Origin of the sequence: Roseobacter sp. CCS2, assembly GCF_000169435.1 — a bacterium.
Taxonomy (GTDB): Bacteria; Pseudomonadota; Alphaproteobacteria; order Rhodobacterales; family Rhodobacteraceae; genus Yoonia.
Window position 1 is genome coordinate 646,965 of sequence record NZ_AAYB01000001.1, and the last position, 16,883, is coordinate 663,847.

Consider the following 16,883-nt stretch of genomic DNA (forward strand, 5'->3'; position numbering starts at 1 on the left):
GCGCATAAAAATGAGGCAACGCAGCATGACAACCTGGATTACGATTTGCGATACCTGCAAGCAGGAAGGCTGGGAATCAGGCGATATGGCCCAGACTGACGGCGAAGCCCTTGCCACATTGATTGAAGCCACAGCAACCGGCCTGCAAGATGTGAAGACCCGGCGCGTCTCTTGCCTGATGGGGTGTAAACGGGCTTGCAACGTGGCCATTCAAGGGGCGGGCAAGCTGAACTACACTTTAGGCGAATTCGAACCAACAACCGATGCGGCCAGCGGCATCGTGGCTTACGCAATGGCTCATGCAGAATCGGATACCGGTCAAGTACCGTACCGGGACTGGCCGCAAGCCATCAAAGGCCATTTCGTTACCCGCCACCCGCCATTGCCCCAAGACGAATGAGTGAAAAGCGCGATCATGGCGGCGGTCTTGATGCCGCGATTGCGCAATATGGCGGGACGCGTGCAGATTGGCTGGACCTGTCGACGGGCATCAATCCGGTCCCTTACCCCATGCCCGCGTTGCCACCGGATGCATGGACCGCCTTACCTGATGAAGCCGCATTCGCGCGGCTTTACGCATTGGCACGGCGCTTTTGGACCATTCCTGACGAGGCCGCGATCATCGGCGCAACCGGTGCGTCAGCCATTATAGCAGCACTTCCCCGTGTGATCCCGCAAGGGGATGTCTGCATTCCGGGGCCCACATACAACGAACACGGGGCGGCCTTTGCCGCATCGGGGTGGAACTTGGGTCAAGACCCAAGCCACGCGCTGGTCGCGGTGCATCCGAATAATCCAGACGGGCACAGATGGCAGATCAAGGATTTTGACGCCACCTATACCATCATCGACGAAAGCTTTTGCGATGTAACGCCAGACCAGTCTTTGGTCCATCTTGCCGCCCGCCCCGGAACAATCATCCTGAAAAGTTTTGGAAAGTTCTGGGGGCTCGCTGGTCTGCGTCTGGGTTTTGCCATCGGCGACCCAAAAATCATCGCCCGATTGACCGACATTCTGGGGCCCTGGCAGATCTCTGGTCCGGCCCTGTCTATCGGGGCCGAGGCGCTGTCTGACCCAGCATGGGCCGATGACACGCGCGCGCGCTTGGATGCAGATTCAGCAAGGCTGGACGCGATGATGACACAAAACGGGGCACAGCTGATTGGCGGGACGACCCTGTTTCGTCTTTACAATGTGAACGATGCGCAAAACGCACAAGACCGTCTGGCCCAGCATCACGTCTGGTCGCGCACTTTTCCTTACGCGCAAGATTGGCTGCGGCTGGGGCTGCCGGCACCAGACCGCTGGGCGCAATTGGAAGCCGCGTTTTGACCCTCATCCTTGGGATGTTGTTGGATGCGATCTTGGGGGAACCAAAGTGGCTCTGGTCCCGCTTCCCCCACCCTGCGGTTTTGATGGGTCGGCTGATCGGATGGTGCGATCAGACCTTTAACCATGATGATCGCAAGGGCCTGATGGGTTTTATAACCATCGCCGCACTTTGTATTGGGGTAGGTTTGTTGGGTTGGATCATCCAACTGGCACCCGGGTATGTCCTTGATGTGATCGTAGTTGCTATATTACTGGCGCAGAAATCGCTGGTCGAACATGTGCAGGCTGTGGGCGATGCCTTGCGTCTGTCGCTGGGGGATGGGCGGCGCAGCGTGGCGATGATCGTGGGACGCGACACCAAAGAAATGGATCAATCAGCCGTCGCCCGATCTGCCATTGAAAGCGCGGCTGAAAATCTGTCCGATGGCGTCATCGCGCCGATTTTCTGGTTCGCAGTCGCGGGCCTGCCGGGCCTGTTGATCTATAAGATCACCAACACCGCCGACAGCATGATTGGCTACCGCACACCAAGACATGCCGAATTCGGTTGGGCCTCTGCCAGGTTGGATGATCTACTGAACCTGATCCCTGCACGGTTGACCGCCTTGCTGATCTGGACGGTAACCGCCCGCCCCAACCCCAAACCGATCTTTAAAGACGCCCCGCTTCACCGGTCCCCCAATGCAGGCTGGCCAGAGGCGGCGATGGCACATGGGCTTGATATCGCACTTAGCGGTCCGCGCAGTTATGACGGCGAAGCCCGAAACTATCCTTTCGTCAATGGCACGGGCGAACGCGTATTGAACGCAGATCATATAGACCATGCTGTCGCCGTTCTTTGGAAAACCTGGGCGCTGACACTTGGGGTGGCTTTTGTGGCGATGATCCTCATTTAATCGGCGGCTTGCTTTGCGCAACTCAATTGGCACTGGACTTGCGCTGACTGATGTCCCTGCTACGCTTGCTGCAACATAAATGTCCGGAGACCGCAAATGCGCACCGCAGCCCTTGTTCTTTCGCTTTTCGCCAGCACAGCCACAGCGCAAACATGTGGGGGGCCTGTGGGCGCATTCATCGACGGGGTCAAAGCCGAGGCGCGGGCCGAAGGCATTCCGGCACAAACCATCGACGCTTTCTTTCAAGGCGCGCGCATTGAACAGTCCGTCATCAACGCAGACCGCGCCCAAGGCGTCTTTCAACGGGATTTCATCAGTTTCTCACGGGCGCTGATCAGCCAAAACCGGATCGACAACGGGCGGGTCTATGGGCAGCGTTTTGACAGCACTTTTGACACAATCGAAGCGCGGTTTGGCATCCCCCGCGGTGTACTTCTGGCCTTTTGGGCATTTGAAACCGACTACGGGCAAGTGCAGGGCAGCTTCAATACACGCAACGCGCTGCTCACCCTCGCGCATGATTGCAGGCGGCCAGACCTTTTTCGCCCGCAACTGATCGCCGCGATTGAGCTTTACCGCCGCGGCGGGATGAACCCGGCCACAACGACCGGGGCATGGGCAGGCGAAATCGGGCAACTCCAGAAACTCCCACGCGAGATTGTACGCCAAGGTATGGATGGTGATGGCGACGGGGTGGTCGACCTGAAGGGGTCATCGCCAGATGCGCTGATGACCGGGGCCAATGTGCTGTCGTCACTGGGCTGGCGCGCGAACGAGCCTTGGTTGCAGGAAATCGTCGTGCCCGAAAACCTTGATTGGTCACAAACCGGTCTGAACCACAAAGCATCCGTGCGTGATTGGGCCGCACGTGGGGTGCGGGCGCGCGAAAGCAGTCTGGGACCATCAAACCTGCCCGCCTCAATCCTTTTGCCCATGGGCCGCAATGGGCCAGCCTTTCTTGCCTACCCAAATTTCGAAGTTTATTTCGATTGGAACAAAAGTTTCGTCTACGTCACCACAGCCGCCTATTTCGCAACCCGCCTTGGCGGTGCCGCAGTCTATGACGCAGGAAATCCAACCCCCGCACTCAGTGGGTCGCAAATGCAGCAGCTGCAACAAAAGCTGACGCGACGGGGGCATGATGTGGGTGGTATTGATGGCATCTTAGGGGCGATGACACGCGCCGCCGTTCAAGCAGAACAAGTACGCTTGGGACTGCCCGCTGATGCATGGCCAACAATCGACCTGCTCAACAGGCTTTAAGCCACCATTGCCGCTGCGCGTTTCAGATCAACTGAAACCAGCTGCGACACACCTTGTTCGCCCATCGTCACACCAAAAAGACGATCCATCCTGCTCATCGTCACCGCATGGTGCGTAATGATCAGGAAACGCGTTTCCGTACGGCGGGTCATTTCATCCAGCAGGTCACAAAAACGCGTCACATTGGCATCGTCCAAAGGCGCATCAACCTCGTCCAGCACACATATCGGCGCGGGATTGGCAAGAAACACCGCAAAGATCAGGGCCAGTGCGGTCAGCGTCTGCTCACCACCTGACAACAATGACAGTGTGCTCAGTTTCTTGCCGGGCGGCTGACACATAATCTCAAGCCCTGCTTCCAGTGGATCATCGGATTCAACCAATACAAGCTTGGCCTCACCGCCCCCAAAAAGATGCGTAAAGAGCAGGCCAAAGTTCTCATTCACCTGCTCAAAGGCTGTCAAAAGCCGTTCGCGCCCTTCCTTGTTCAGGCTCGCGATACCGGACCGTAAGGCCGCTATCGCCGCCTCAAGATCGGCTTTCTCGGACACCAGCCCATCATGTTCAACCTGCACTTCCTTTGCGTCTTCTTCGGCACGCAAGTTCACAGCACCCAAACTGTCCCGCTGACGTTTCAACGCATTGACCTGACCTTCGATCACCTCTGCCGCCGGCATCTGATCGACATCAGTCTCAAGCGTCTCAAGCAGCTTCTCAGGCGTGACCTCTTGCGCTTCCATGATCCGCTCGGCCGCATAGGCCACCGTTTCCTTGGCTGCATCCGACCGCGCCTCGGACCGTGCCCGCGCTTCGCGTGCTTCCGATGCATGGCGCTCCGCTTCGCGCTCTTGATGGCCCGCCTCGCGCAACACGTTATCGGCCTCTGCCAGTTTGTCTGCTGACGCTTTGCGACGTACCTCTGCCTCGTCAATCGCATCAGCCAATTCAGCGCGTTTCGCGGCAATTTCCTCGGGCGCGGCAGTCGCTTCGGCCAAGGCTTCTTCGGACTCAGTCTTGCGCTCCGCCAGTTCTGCTGTCCGCTTGTTGGCTGTTTCCAACCGGTGCTTCCAGCCGCTGATTTCCTTGGTGATTTCCTGACTGCGCTTCAAACGCGCCTCGCCTTCGCGACGCACCTCGTCATGGGCAGACCGGCGCGACATCATCGTGATCCGCGCGGCCTCGACTGTCATTTTGACGTCTTCAACCGACGCGCGAGCTGTATCCAGATCGCCTAAATCTTCTGCGGCTTTCTCGGCCGCGGTCAAAGCGCGACGCGCCGTCAACGCCTCTTCTTCATGCCGCTTCAAGGCCAACCCAAGGCTTTCCAACTTGCCCTGCGACAGGTTGCGATCTGCCTCGGCGCGGCTGGCCGCACGGTTCGCATCAGCAACCGCACGATCCGCATCGCGGCGCGCTTGACGGGCCGCATGATCCGCCTCTGTCTGTGTTTTGAGCATACCTGTGAGTGCTTCATGCGCCTGTGCCGCACCCATTGCAGTGGCGGACGCTTCTTCCAGATCACGTTTCAGCTCTGTCAACCGGTTCAACTGCTGCAAACGCAACGCAGCCGCCGAAGGCGCATCCTCTGCTCCTGCACGAAACCCGTCCCAACGCCATAGATCGCCTTCGATGGACACCAGCCGTTGCCCGGGTTTCAAATCAGCCTGCAAACGCGGGCCATCTGCGGCATCGACCAAGCCCACCTGGCTCATGCGGCGCGCAAGCACCTCAGGCACGGTCACGTAGTTCGTCAGCGCCAATACGTCTTCGGGTAAGGTCTGCGCAGACCCATAGCTTGGCAACAAAGCCCAGCCCGATTTTGCGCTCGCATCCACCGCAGGCGCACGCAGGTCGTCGGCCAACGCCGCACCCAGCGCTTTTTCGTATCCGCCCTGTACGCGCAGCAGGTCAAGCACCTGCCCGCCTTCGGCTGTATCGCGCTCGACCAGCTTGGCAAGGGCCGCAACTTCGGCACGCAAGGCATTCGCCTCGCCCTCCGCCTCGGACCGCAAGGCACGTGCATCGCTTTCGCGCGCTTGCGTGTCAGCCCGTGTGCTTTCGGCCTCAAGCAGCGCCTTATCAGCGGCTTCGGCAGCGGCAACAGCCGCTTTTTCAGCTTCACCAGCCGCCGCAAAATCAGCCTCGGCCTTTGTCAACGCCACCTCAGCCTCTGCCATGGCAGCTTTTGCCCGTTCCGCTTCACCTTCGCTTTTCGACAACGTCGTCCGGTTGTCATCCAACAAGCGTTGCGCGGATTGGTGCCGCGCGGCCAGTCGCGCTACATCTTCGGTCAATTGCGCCAGATCGGCCTCGCGCTGCTGCAAAACACCCGCCGCTTCGCGCGCCGCAACCTGTGCTTCTTCCAGACGCGCATCATGGCCTTCGCCTGCTTTGCCAATTTCCCGCGCTTCCCACTCCAGCCGCGCGATCGTTTCGCCAGCGTCCTTGTTCAGCCCGCTTTCGCGCTCCATGTCGTGGGTTAGCTGTTCAATACGACCGCGCAACGTCTCGATCATATCCAGCGCGCGCTGTTCCTGATCTTTCAACGTATCACGCTGGACCTGCAAACGCTGCAAGACGGCAGCGGCAATCGCCTCTTCTTCGCGCAATGGCGGCAAGGCTTCTTCGGCGGCGGTACGGCCCTTGGCCGCCTCACGCGCCGCCTTTTCTGCCTGCGCGGCCGTTGTCGTGCGCTCACGTAACTGATCCGCCGCAGCCAGCAGTGCCTCATCCGCCTCTTTCCAGCGGCGGAACAACAACATGCCTTCAGCCTTGCGCAGCTTATCGCCAATCTCGCGATATCGCGCCGCTTGCTTGGCCTGCCGCGCCAACTGACCCAATTGCGCGGCTAGCTGTTCAATCACGTCATCCACGCGGGTCAGGTTGGTCTCAGCACCCTTCAGCTTCAACTCCGCCTCATGGCGACGTTGATAAAGACCTGAAATCCCCGCCGCCTCTTCCAGAATACGGCGCCGCGCCTTCGGTTTGGCATTGATCAATTCCGATATCTGCCCCTGCCGCACCAAGGCAGGCGAATGCGCCCCGGTCGAGGCATCTGCAAACAGCATCTGCACATCACGCGCACGCACGTCTTTCGCACCGACCTTATAGGCAGAGCCCGCATCGCGTGTAATCCGGCGGATGATCTCAAGATTATCGTCATCATTGAACGCCGCTGGGGCCAAACGCTCACCATTGTCGATAACCAAAGATACTTCGGCAAAGTTCCGGGCAGGCCGCGTGGCCGCACCGGCAAAGATAACATCCTCCATGCCGCCGCCGCGCATCGCGGTCGGGCGGTTTTCACCCATGACCCAGCGCAAGGCTTCCAACAAATTCGACTTGCCACAACCATTTGGTCCCACAACGCCTGTCAAACCATCAGCGATGATCAGATCAGTGGGGTCTACGAAGCTTTTAAAGCCGTTCAGTCGCAGTTTGCTAAAGCGCAAGGTTTTTGGCCTATATGATTCCTAAAGGTGCGAAAGCATCACCCTCTGTCGCACCACGAGTCAACGCCCAGAACCCCGCATGTGCTATGTTCCGCCATCTTATCCACAAGATATTGCGGTTTTCGTGCTATTTTCGGCGAAATCATGTGAAACAAGAGCCGTTCATGCGCCCATAAATGTCAATTTCCATCTAGACGGCGCGGCCCATTCAAAAGCACAAAAGGTCGCGACCCCAAGACACCTCTTGAAACTTGCCTCACGTGACGCGACAACCATCCAGCACATGCATTTCTGATAGGACGCTGCCATGCCCGCCAAGATCCCTGCTACCGTCGTCACCGGATTTCTGGGCGCTGGTAAAACCACGCTGATCCGCCACATGCTGCAAAATGCCCAAGGCAAGAAAATCGCGCTGATCATCAACGAATTTGGCGACCTTGGGGTTGATGGCGATATCCTTAAGGGCTGCGGGGACGAGGTGTGCACCGAAGACGATATCGTTGAACTGTCCAACGGTTGCATCTGTTGCACCGTCGCCGATGACTTTATTCCGACGATGGAGGCGCTGCTGGCGCGCGATGTCAAACCCGATCACATCGTGATCGAAACCTCTGGCCTGGCCTTGCCGCAACCTTTGGTGCGCGCGTTCAACTGGCCCGGCATTTCCACCAAAGTGACAGTCGACGGCGTCGTGACCGTTGTGGATGGCCGCGCCGTCCACGACGGCCAGTTTGCGCATAACGTGGCCGCAGTAGATGCCCAGCGCGCGCAGGATGAAAACCTTGATCATGAAACACCGCTGTCCGAGTTGTTCGAAGATCAGGTCGCCTGCGCGGATATGATCGTGGTGAATAAAACCGACCTTCTGGCAGCGTCAGAAGCGGAAGAACTGACAGGCAAACTCAAGTCCGACTCCCGCGACGGTGTGCAAGTTATCAAAGCCTCCATGGGCGCGCTGCCGGTCGATGTATTGCTTGGCCAAGGCATCGGCGCCGAAGCTGACCTCGCCGCACGCCACGAAGTGCATCACCATCATCACCACGATGATGACGAGGACGATCACCACCATGATCACGCACACGAACATGGCCATGACGAATTCGAAAGCTTCATTGTCAGCCGTGGGGAAATCGCCGACGCCGCTGCATTTGTAGAACAAGTCGCCGACGTTATTCGCGCCCACAACATCCTGCGCCTCAAAGGGTTCGTTGCCATTGCAGGCAAACCCATGCGCCTGACCCTCCAAGCCGTCGGCCCGCGCGTCGACACGTATTTCGACCAACCTTTCGGCGACGCCCCGCGCGAAACCCGTCTGGTCGTTATCGGCGAAACAGGCCTTGACCAATCGGCAATCACCGCTGCCCTGCAAGCATGATCATCGTCGAACGGACAGATCCGCATCACCCACAGGCAACCGCTTTGCTCAAGCAAAGCCACGCCTTGATGGAAAGCCTGTTTCCGCCCGAAGATAATTTTTACCTTGATGTGGGCGATTTGGTGTCGCCTGACATTCATTTTTACACCGCCCGCGAGGGCGAAACAGTGTTGGGAACCGGTGCGTTGATGATCAAATCCGCATACGGCGAAGTGAAATCCATGTTCGTGTCCGAGGCCGCCCGTGGCAAAGGCATTGCCGCCGCGCTGCTACGCCAAATCGAAGATACGGCGCGCGAAGAAGGCGTGACAATCCTTAAACTCGAAACCGGCAATCTGCTGCACGCTGCCCACCGGCTCTATGCCCGCCATGGGTTCACAACATGCGATGTGTTTGGTGATTATGTCACCGGCAAAAGTTCAATCTTCATGGAAAAGCCCCTCACCTGATGCACCTGCTCGCCGCCACCCCCGGAGCTATCTCGGACGGCACAGAACCCGTCGATCTGGGGCAGACGCCAGCCGATGTGGTGATCATTTCGGCTGCTGATACCGAACTGGCCGCCCTGTCAGACGCACGCGCCGAAATGATCGATGCGCCAACACTGCGGTTGGCCAATATGATGCACCTGACCCACCCCATGTCGGTCGATCTGCATCTGGACGATTGCGCGACCAAATCGCGCCTCGTCATCGCGCGCATCCTGGGCGGTGCAGGCTATTGGAAATACGGGCTGACCCAATATGCCGCCCACCTGCGCGACGCAGGCATCCCCTTCGCCGCCCTCCCCGGCGACGATAAACCGGACCCCGAATTGCGCGCACTCTCAACCGTCAACAGTGAAGATTACGACACACTCTGGTCATACCTCGTCGAAGGCGGGCCGGAAAACAGCACCAACCTGCTGGCCTACGCCAAAGCCATGCTTGATGGCGGCGACAGACCAAGCGCGCCCGCGCCTTTGCTGCGCGCCGGCGTTTATTGGCCCGGTGCAGGCATCGCCGACCTGAAAGCCGCGCAAGCGGGTTGGACCAAAGACGCGCCCATCGTGCCCATCATCTTTTACCGCGCCCTTGTGCAAGGCGGTGGGCTCAACCCCATCAACCGCCTGACCCGCAGCCTATCGCGCGCAGGGCTCAACCCGCTACCCATCTTCGTGGCCAGCCTCAAAGACCCCGTTAGCACCGCGACCTTGCACCAAATCTTCACCGATGCGCCCCCTGACGTCATACTCAACTGCACCGCCTTTGCTGTCGGCAGCCCACATGACGGCGACGACAGCCCGCAAAACCCCCTGCTGAACAACGACGCGCCTATCTTCCAAGTTATCCTATCCGGCGCATCCGAGGCCACTTGGGCCGAAGGCCTGCACGGCCTTACTGCGCGCGATATCGCCATGAATGTGGCCCTGCCAGAGGTCGACGGACGCGTCCTTTCCCGCGCTGTCAGCTTCAAAGGCGAGGCGTTCTTTGACGACGCCACCGAATGCCCGATCGCGACCTATCAAGCCCGTGGCGACCGGATCGACTTCGTCACGCAACTGACGAAAAACTGGGCCATCCTGCGGCGCACGCCCGCCGAGACGAAGAAAACAGCCCTCATCCTCGCCAACTACCCCAACAAAGACGGACGGCTCGCCAATGGTGTCGGGCTTGATACACCTGCCGCCACAGTCCACGTGCTCAACCTGCTCAAATCTAATGGCCATAACGTCACACCTCCCCATGACAGCGCCGCGCTGATGGCGCAGATCATGGCGGGGCCCACGAACTGGCTCACCGACCGGGCTGACAAGGAAGGCGGCGCCTTCCTGCCACTCGATCTCTACATGCAATACTTCGACGCCCTCCCTTGGGACATCAAAGACCAAATCACGACCAGCTGGGGCACACCCAACCAAGACCCCTTCTCATGTTCAAAAATACCTCCGCCGGAGGCTCCAACATCAGCCCCGCAAACCGGCTTCGCCCTCAGCATCCACCGTTTCGGCAACGCCGTCGTCGGCCTGCAACCCGCGCGTGGCTATAACATCGACCCAACCGACACCTACCATTCGCCTGATCTGGTCCCGCCACACAACTATCTGGCATTCTACTTCTGGCTGCGGCACTACTGGGGCGCCGACGCCATCGTGCATATGGGCAAACATGGCAATCTCGAATGGCTGCCGGGTAAGGCGGTGGCCCTATCCGAAACCTGCTGGCCCGAAGCTGTCTTTGGACCTACGCCGCACATCTACCCTTTCATCGTCAATGACCCCGGCGAAGGTACGCAGGCCAAACGGCGCACATCTGCGGTGATCATCGATCACCTGACCCCACCGCTGACGCGCGCCGAAAGTTATGGCCCCTTGCGCGATCTTGAAGCACTGGTTGACGAATACTATGAGGCCGCAGGCGTCGACCCGCGCCGGATTGATCACCTGCGCAAAGAGATCCTGTCGCTCTCAGACGTGACGGGGCTTGCCAAAGACGCAGGCTTCACCGGCGACCAAGACGGCGATCTGGGCAAGCTTGATGCCTATCTTTGCGAGCTCAAAGAGGCACAAATCCGCGATGGGCTGCATATCTTTGGCCAATCGCCAACAGGGCAACAGGAACGCGACCTCGCCATCGCATTGGCCCGTGTTCCACGCGGCACTGGCAAAGCCGAAAACGCATCACTGCTACGCGCACTGGCCACCGACCTGAACCTCAGCATCGACCCACTGGATTGCGATATGGCTGCCGCACCACCCGAAAAACCGGATGCGCTCGCCGATGGCACAACATGGCGCACCAACGGCGATACCATCGAAAAACTCGAAGCGCTTTCGCAACGCCTCGTCTCCAGCGAAGAGAGCCCGCCAGGGCCGATGAGCACAGCGGTCCTGAACAAAATCAAATCGTACATCTTGCCAATCGTCCAAGCCTGCGGCGACGCCGAAGGATCAGCGCTGCTTACCGCACTCGCAGGTAAATTCGTCCCCCCCGGCCCGTCCGGCGCACCCACACGCGGGCGGATGGATGTCCTGCCCACAGGCCGCAACTTCTACTCCGTGGACAGCCGCGCGGTCCCCACACCCACAGCATGGGCATTGGGGTGGAAATCCGCAAACTTGCTGATCGAAAAACACCTGCAAGACCATGGCGACTGGCCCCGTAGTATGCTCGTCACCGCTTGGGGCACAGCCAATATGCGCACCGGCGGCGATGATATCGCCCAAGCGCTGGCGCTGATGGGCGTTAAACCCAAATGGGACAGCGCCAACCGGCGCGTGACCGGGTTCGACGTGCTCCCACAATCGGTACTGGGTCGCCCACGCGTTGACGTCACCTTGCGCATCTCCGGCTTCTTCCGCGACGCCTTCCCGCAACTGATCGCCTTGGTCGATAGTGCGGCCCGCGCCGTGCAGGCGTTGAACGAACCCGCCGATCTGAACCCCGCCGCCGCCCGCACCAAAAAGGGCGAAGACCAAACCCGCGTCTTCGGCTCCAAACCCGGCGCATATGGGGCAGGTCTGCAAGCCTTGATCGATGAACGGATCTGGGCTGACAAATCCGACTTCGCCGAAGCCTATCTTGAGTGGGGCAGTTACGCTTACGGCAAAGGCGCTAAGGGCCGGAAGGACCGAAAAGCCTTTGAAGAACGCCTAACGCAAGCCGAAGCGGTGGTGCAGAACCAAGACAATCGCGAACACGATATCCTCGACAGTGATGACTATTACCAGTTCGAAGGCGGGGCCGCCGCCGCCATCAGCACCCTGCAAGGACAAGACCGCCCGATCTATCACAACGACCATTCGCGCCCCGAACGGCCCGTGATCCGCACGCTGGACGATGAAATCGGACGGGTCGTGCGCAGCCGCGTCGTAAACCCCAAATGGATCGACGGTGTGAAACGCCACGGCTACAAAGGCGCATTCGAAATTGCCGCCACGGTCGATTACCTGTTCGCCTTTGCAGCCACCACCGGGGCTGTGCGGAACCACCATTTCGATCTGGTGGAAGAGGCCTTCATCAAAGACGACGCCACCCGCGATTTCATCGCAGATGCCAACGCCCCCGCGCTCAAGGAAATCGCCCAGCGCCTGCAAGAGGCCATCGACCGCAATCTCTGGCAGCCCAAATCCAACTCTGCCCGTGCGCGCATCGCCGGGTTACTATAGGATGGGTGCAACCCACGGACCGAAAGTGAACGCCATGACCGAAGACCGCACCCCAGACGCCCCGAACAGGGACGATGATCGCCACGCCATGAAAATGGCCAAGAAGAAGGCCGCCCGCGACAAGATCATGGCGACCAAGACCGATAAAAAAGGTCTGGTCATCGTCCATACGGGTAAAGGCAAAGGTAAATCCTCTGCCGCGTTTGGGATGATCTTTCGCTGCATCGCGCATGACATGCAATGCGCCGTCGTGCAGTTCATCAAAGGCGGCATGTCCACTGGCGAACGTGATCTGATCCTCGCCAAATTCAGCGACACCTGTGCGTTTCACACAATGGGCGAAGGGTTCACGTGGGAAACCCAAGACAAATCCCGCGACACGGAAATGGCGCAGGCGGCTTGGGCCAAAGCCAAAGAACTGATCCTGGATGAGGCCAACCACATGGTGCTGCTGGATGAAATCAACATCGCGATCCGTTATGATTACGTGAGTGCCGCCGAAGTTGTGGCCTTCCTGCGCGACCATAAACCAGAAATGACCCATGTCGTCCTAACCGGACGCAACGCCCATGAAGACCTGATTGAACTCGCTGACCTCGTGACTGAGATGGAATTGGTCAAGCACCCCTTCCGGTCGGGCATCAAAGCGCAAATCGGCGTCGAATTTTAAAGACGCGTCACAGGATGCTCCACCTTAACCCCGACGACCAAATTGCAACTGGCGTACAGCGCGCGGTTTTCCTGCATCCGCATGACAGCGGCAAACTGGTCAAGGTTCTCAAAGACGCCAGCACCATGCCCCGGCGTACCAACTTCAACGGGGTGATGGACCGGTTGTTTCCAAGCACACGGCTGCGGCAAATTCGCAAGGAATATCAAGAATACCTGCGGGTCATGCTCACCCATCCCGACCCGGCGTTTCACGCGCCAATATCGCATATGTTCGGTTTTGCGACCACCAACCTTGGCGTGGGCTGTCTGACCGAACGGGTGATGGAACCTGATGGCACGCTTGGACAAACCGTCGGTGCGAAAGCCAAGGCTGGAACGCTGGAGGACGCGGACATCGCCCTTCTGAATGACGCCATCAGTCGTATCTACGGTTATGGCATCAGGGCCAGCGACATGAACCCGAAGAACTTTGTCATTGGCCACCGCAAAGACGGCAGTGACCTGGGCCCGCGTGAATGTGTTCTGGTGGATGGTTTTGGCGATATCCACGCCATCCCCGTCCGGTCGCTATCCAACTGGACCAATCAATTGGGGCTGGATGACAGTTGCGCGCGGCTTGCCAAAAATACAAAACTGCAATGGAACGCACAGACGCGTCAAATCCATCGGTAAAGGAAAATAGCCGCTATGCCCAAACACCGCGTCCTGACTGAATTCGGCATGGGCACCAGCCTGCGCCGCCAAGATTATACACAAGCCGCGCGGCGCGGTTTGCAAGACGCGCTCTGGCACAACTCCATCAATATGGCCGAACTTTTTGGCTTTCCGAAAGAGGCGATGCTGATTGATGTGCAGATCGGCGTGCAAGAACCAGATCAAGTTGATACTGCCAGTCTGTTGGATATTTTTCCCTACGGCCAACCCACAATCACGGTCCACCATGGCGGCCTTGATATACCGCGACCCGATGGCAAACCGACCGTCATCGCGAATGTCGCGATCAACGTATCGTTTGAGATGGAGCGCGCATAATGGAACAACGCATCATCATCGAAATGGGCATGGGCAACAACTTGCATGGGATGGACTATCAAAAGGCCGCCGCCCGCGCGATTGAGGATGCGATCCGCCATTCGACCCTACCTATTTTTCAAAGCATCGACATGCCCCACACCGAAATGCGCGTGCAGGTGACGGTTGGGGTGCAGGAGCCCAATAAAATCAACGCTGACGCGCTCACATCAGGGCTACCGCGTGGCCGGGCCGTTGTCAGCGTTTTGCAAGGTGGGCTGAATATCCCAAATCCTGAGACGGGCGATACGGCTGTTGTCGCGACTGCCGCAGTGGAGGCCTTTTTGCCCTCGCAAGCAGGTAAGTGGGTTCAAACCTGAATGGAACTGACGCAAGCGCATCGTGACGCATTGCAAGATATCTTGCTGTGGCGGCGGGATGTGCGGCATTTTTTGCCGGACCCCGTACCCCAAGATGTGCTGGATCGGCTGCGCAAGGCGATGGATTTTGCGCCTTCCGTTGGGAACGCCCGCCCTTGGCGTGTGTTGCATGTCAAATCAACAAAGCGGCGCAATGCGGTCATCCAGAACTTCGAAGCCGAAAATGCGAAGGCGGCAAAGCTTTACCAAGATGATCAGCGCGCCGCCTATAATGCATTAAAGCTCGCAGGATTACGTGAAGCGCCTGTACATCTGGCCATCTTTACCGAAACCGAACCGGATGCCGGGCATGGGCTGGGCCGTCAGACGATGCCAGAGATGCTGAACTATTCCACCGTCGCTGCGATCCATACACTTTGGCTGGCAGCGCGGGCGGAAAACCTTGGTGTGGGTTGGGTGTCGATCCTTGATCCCAAAGCTGTCGCGCAGGCGCTTGATGCCGTGCCGAACTGGCAACTCACCGGTTATCTTTGCATTGGCAAAGCGGCCTCTGATGATGACACGCCACTGCTGCATCGCAACGCATGGCAAGCGAACGCCATGACAAAGTGGCAGGAGATCTGATCAGGTCTTCTGCGCTGCTTGGCGCACCGCACTTAGGGTTGCGCCAGTTGCAAGCGCCTCTTCGTCGACCTGGCATTCGATCACAGCGACTGTTTCCGCGGCCTGTGCCCGCGCAAATGCCTCTGGGAAATCATCTGACCGTGTCACCATTTCCCCGTGCCCGCCGTAGGCCCGCGCCAGTGCTGCGAAATCTGGGTTGATCAAAGCGGTCCCTGACACTCGCCCCGGATACGTCTTTTCCTGATGCATGCGGATCGTGCCATAGCGCCCGTTATTCATCACGATAACAATGGGCTTCGCGCCGTGTTGGATTGCCGTCGACATCTCATTACAGGTCATCTGGAAGCAGCCATCACCGGCCAGGCAAACGACGGTGCGGTCAGGATGCGCCAGCGAAGCAGAGGTCGCGGCAGGAAACCCATAACCCATTGAGCCAGAGGTCGGGGCAAGCTGTGTTCCGTATTGTTTATAAACGAAATAGCGATGCAACCACGCAGCATAGTTGCCAGCCCCATTCGTCAGGATCGCGTCATCTGGCAAGTGATCGGACAACCATTTGATCACATCCTCTTGCTTAAGCGCGCCGGGGCTTTCCTGTGGCGTCAACCAACTTTCATAATCCGTGCGGGCTTCGGCAGTCCAACCGGCCCATTCACCCGCATGTTCCGCATTTGCCAACGCACGAAGCACAGCAGGTGCTGTCGCATTGATCGCAATATCAGGTGTGTAGACGCGCCCCAATTCATCGGCGTCTGCGTGAACATGCACGATCCGCTTGCCCGGATCTGCCGGATCAACCAAGGTGTATCCTTGCGTTTCAATGTCGCCGAAACGCGTGCCTATCAAGATCAGCGTATCAGCATCACGCACCCGCTGCGCGAGCTTTGGATTGATACCGACATTCAGGTCCCCCACGTAATTGGCATGGTGATTGTCCATGTAATCCTGACGGCGAAAACCTGCGGCGATAGGCACCTGCTGGTTTTCAGCAAAGGCTTGCAAATCAGCTTGCGCTTGCGCAGACCAATGCGGGCCGCCAACCACAACCAGCGGACGCGCGGATTGCGCAATTTCGTGAAGAATGGTGCGTGCGGTTGTCTCAGGCAATGGTTGGGATATCGCTTCGGGGATCGTCAGATCAGGCACATCCGCGCTGGCGCTTAGCATGTTTTCGGGAAGTGCCAGAACCACCGGACCGGGGCGCCCTGACATGGCGATACGGAATGCGCGACCAATGTATTCTGGCAGACGGTCGGTGTCATTCACCTGTGCCACCCATTTCGCCAACCCGCCAAAGACCGCTTTGTAATCAACCTCTTGAAACGTCTCGCGATCCGTATGCCGGTTATCAATCTGCCCAACAAACAAAACCATCGGCGTGCTATCCTGCATCGCAATATGAATACCGGCAGAGGCGTTGGTTGCCCCCGGCCCGCGCGTGACAAAGCACACGCCGGGCTGACCTGTCATCTTGCCGTAAGCGTCTGCCATCATCGCGGCACCGCCTTCTTGGCGGCACACGATGTTGGGAATGCTGCTATCGTAAAGGCCATCAAGGGCGGCAAGAAAGCTTTCTCCAGGGACAGAAAAGACGCGTTTGACGCCTAGCTTAACCAATTGATCGCTCAGTATTTTTCCGCCATGCCGGATCATTTTGCGCTCCCGTTTCTTCGGCCTCACAATGTGCCAACCGACACCGCCTTGCAAGTCTTGTGCTGGCCAGCGCGCGCC

At 58.6% G+C, this 16,883-nt stretch carries 14 protein-coding genes; 12 read left to right on the plus strand and 2 right to left on the minus strand.

From position 1 onward, the window contains the following. The first annotated feature begins 25 nt into the window (after positions 1 to 25). From RCCS2_RS03305 to RCCS2_RS03320, 4 genes are all read left to right on the plus strand, one after another. Positions 26 to 400, plus strand: coding sequence for a DUF1636 family protein (locus tag RCCS2_RS03305; RefSeq protein WP_037293136.1), 375 nt, complete (start codon positions 26 to 28; stop codon positions 398 to 400). Beyond that, positions 397 to 1,332: a threonine-phosphate decarboxylase gene (locus RCCS2_RS03310; RefSeq protein ID WP_008231285.1), complete on the plus strand. Its 936-nt coding sequence runs from the start codon at positions 397 to 399 to the stop codon at positions 1,330 to 1,332. Before RCCS2_RS03305 ends, RCCS2_RS03310 begins: the two co-directional genes overlap by 4 nt. Next, positions 1,329 to 2,228 carry an adenosylcobinamide-phosphate synthase CbiB gene (cbiB, locus tag RCCS2_RS03315; RefSeq protein WP_083791161.1) on the plus strand — a complete coding sequence of 300 codons (900 nt, stop codon included), beginning with the start codon at positions 1,329 to 1,331 and terminating at the stop codon, positions 2,226 to 2,228. The genes RCCS2_RS03310 and cbiB overlap by 4 nt, the downstream gene beginning before the upstream one ends. Before the next feature lie 96 nt (positions 2,229 to 2,324). Then, positions 2,325 to 3,491 (plus strand): lytic murein transglycosylase, encoded by a 1,167-nt coding sequence (locus RCCS2_RS03320; RefSeq protein ID WP_008231287.1) that lies wholly within the window; start codon positions 2,325 to 2,327, stop codon positions 3,489 to 3,491. Here the strand turns inward: RCCS2_RS03320 and smc are convergent. Further along, positions 3,488 to 6,943 carry a chromosome segregation protein SMC gene (gene smc / locus RCCS2_RS03325; RefSeq protein ID WP_008231288.1) on the minus strand — a complete coding sequence of 1,152 codons (3,456 nt, stop codon included), beginning with the start codon at positions 6,941 to 6,943 and terminating at the stop codon, positions 3,488 to 3,490. The two genes, RCCS2_RS03320 and smc, sit on opposite strands and share 4 nt — an antisense overlap. 307 nt (positions 6,944 to 7,250) lie before the next feature. Between smc and cobW the strand changes: the two genes are divergently transcribed. The 8 genes from cobW to bluB are packed head-to-tail and all read left to right on the plus strand — an operon-like array spanning position 7,251 to position 15,152. Continuing rightward, positions 7,251 to 8,318: a cobalamin biosynthesis protein CobW gene (gene cobW, locus RCCS2_RS03330; protein ID WP_008231289.1), complete on the plus strand. Its 1,068-nt coding sequence runs from the start codon at positions 7,251 to 7,253 to the stop codon at positions 8,316 to 8,318. Beyond that, a complete protein-coding gene (locus RCCS2_RS03335; RefSeq protein ID WP_008231290.1) occupies positions 8,315 to 8,767 on the plus strand; it encodes a GNAT family N-acetyltransferase in 453 nt (150 codons plus the stop codon). Before cobW ends, RCCS2_RS03335 begins: the two co-directional genes overlap by 4 nt. Then, entirely contained in the window at positions 8,767 to 12,465 is a 3,699-nt protein-coding gene (cobN, locus tag RCCS2_RS03340) for a cobaltochelatase subunit CobN (protein WP_008231291.1), read from the plus strand. The genes RCCS2_RS03335 and cobN overlap by 1 nt, the downstream gene beginning before the upstream one ends. Positions 12,466 to 12,499: 34 nt before the next feature. Next, on the plus strand, positions 12,500 to 13,135 hold the full coding sequence (cobO, locus tag RCCS2_RS03345; RefSeq protein WP_037293458.1) for a cob(I)yrinic acid a,c-diamide adenosyltransferase: 636 nt from the start codon (positions 12,500 to 12,502) through the stop codon (positions 13,133 to 13,135). A gap of 14 nt (positions 13,136 to 13,149) precedes the next feature. Further along, complete coding sequence (locus RCCS2_RS03350; RefSeq protein WP_008231293.1) at positions 13,150 to 13,809, plus strand: YrbL family protein; 660 nt, start codon at positions 13,150 to 13,152, stop codon at positions 13,807 to 13,809. Between the two features lie 15 nt (positions 13,810 to 13,824). After that, the gene (locus RCCS2_RS03355) at positions 13,825 to 14,169 is read left to right on the plus strand and encodes a Lin0512 family protein (RefSeq protein ID WP_008231294.1); all 345 of its coding nucleotides are present in this window, start codon (positions 13,825 to 13,827) and stop codon (positions 14,167 to 14,169) included. Further along, the gene (locus RCCS2_RS03360; RefSeq protein WP_008231295.1) at positions 14,169 to 14,528 is read left to right on the plus strand and encodes a Lin0512 family protein; all 360 of its coding nucleotides are present in this window, start codon (positions 14,169 to 14,171) and stop codon (positions 14,526 to 14,528) included. The genes RCCS2_RS03355 and RCCS2_RS03360 overlap by 1 nt, the downstream gene beginning before the upstream one ends. Further along, a complete protein-coding gene (gene bluB / locus RCCS2_RS03365; RefSeq protein WP_008231296.1) occupies positions 14,529 to 15,152 on the plus strand; it encodes a 5,6-dimethylbenzimidazole synthase in 624 nt (207 codons plus the stop codon). It abuts the gene before it with no gap. On the opposite strand, the gene RCCS2_RS03370 is transcribed toward bluB, so the two are convergent. Beyond that, positions 15,153 to 16,805 (minus strand): thiamine pyrophosphate-binding protein, encoded by a 1,653-nt coding sequence (locus RCCS2_RS03370; protein WP_037293460.1) that lies wholly within the window; start codon positions 16,803 to 16,805, stop codon positions 15,153 to 15,155. Positions 16,806 to 16,883: the final 78 nt, after the last annotated feature.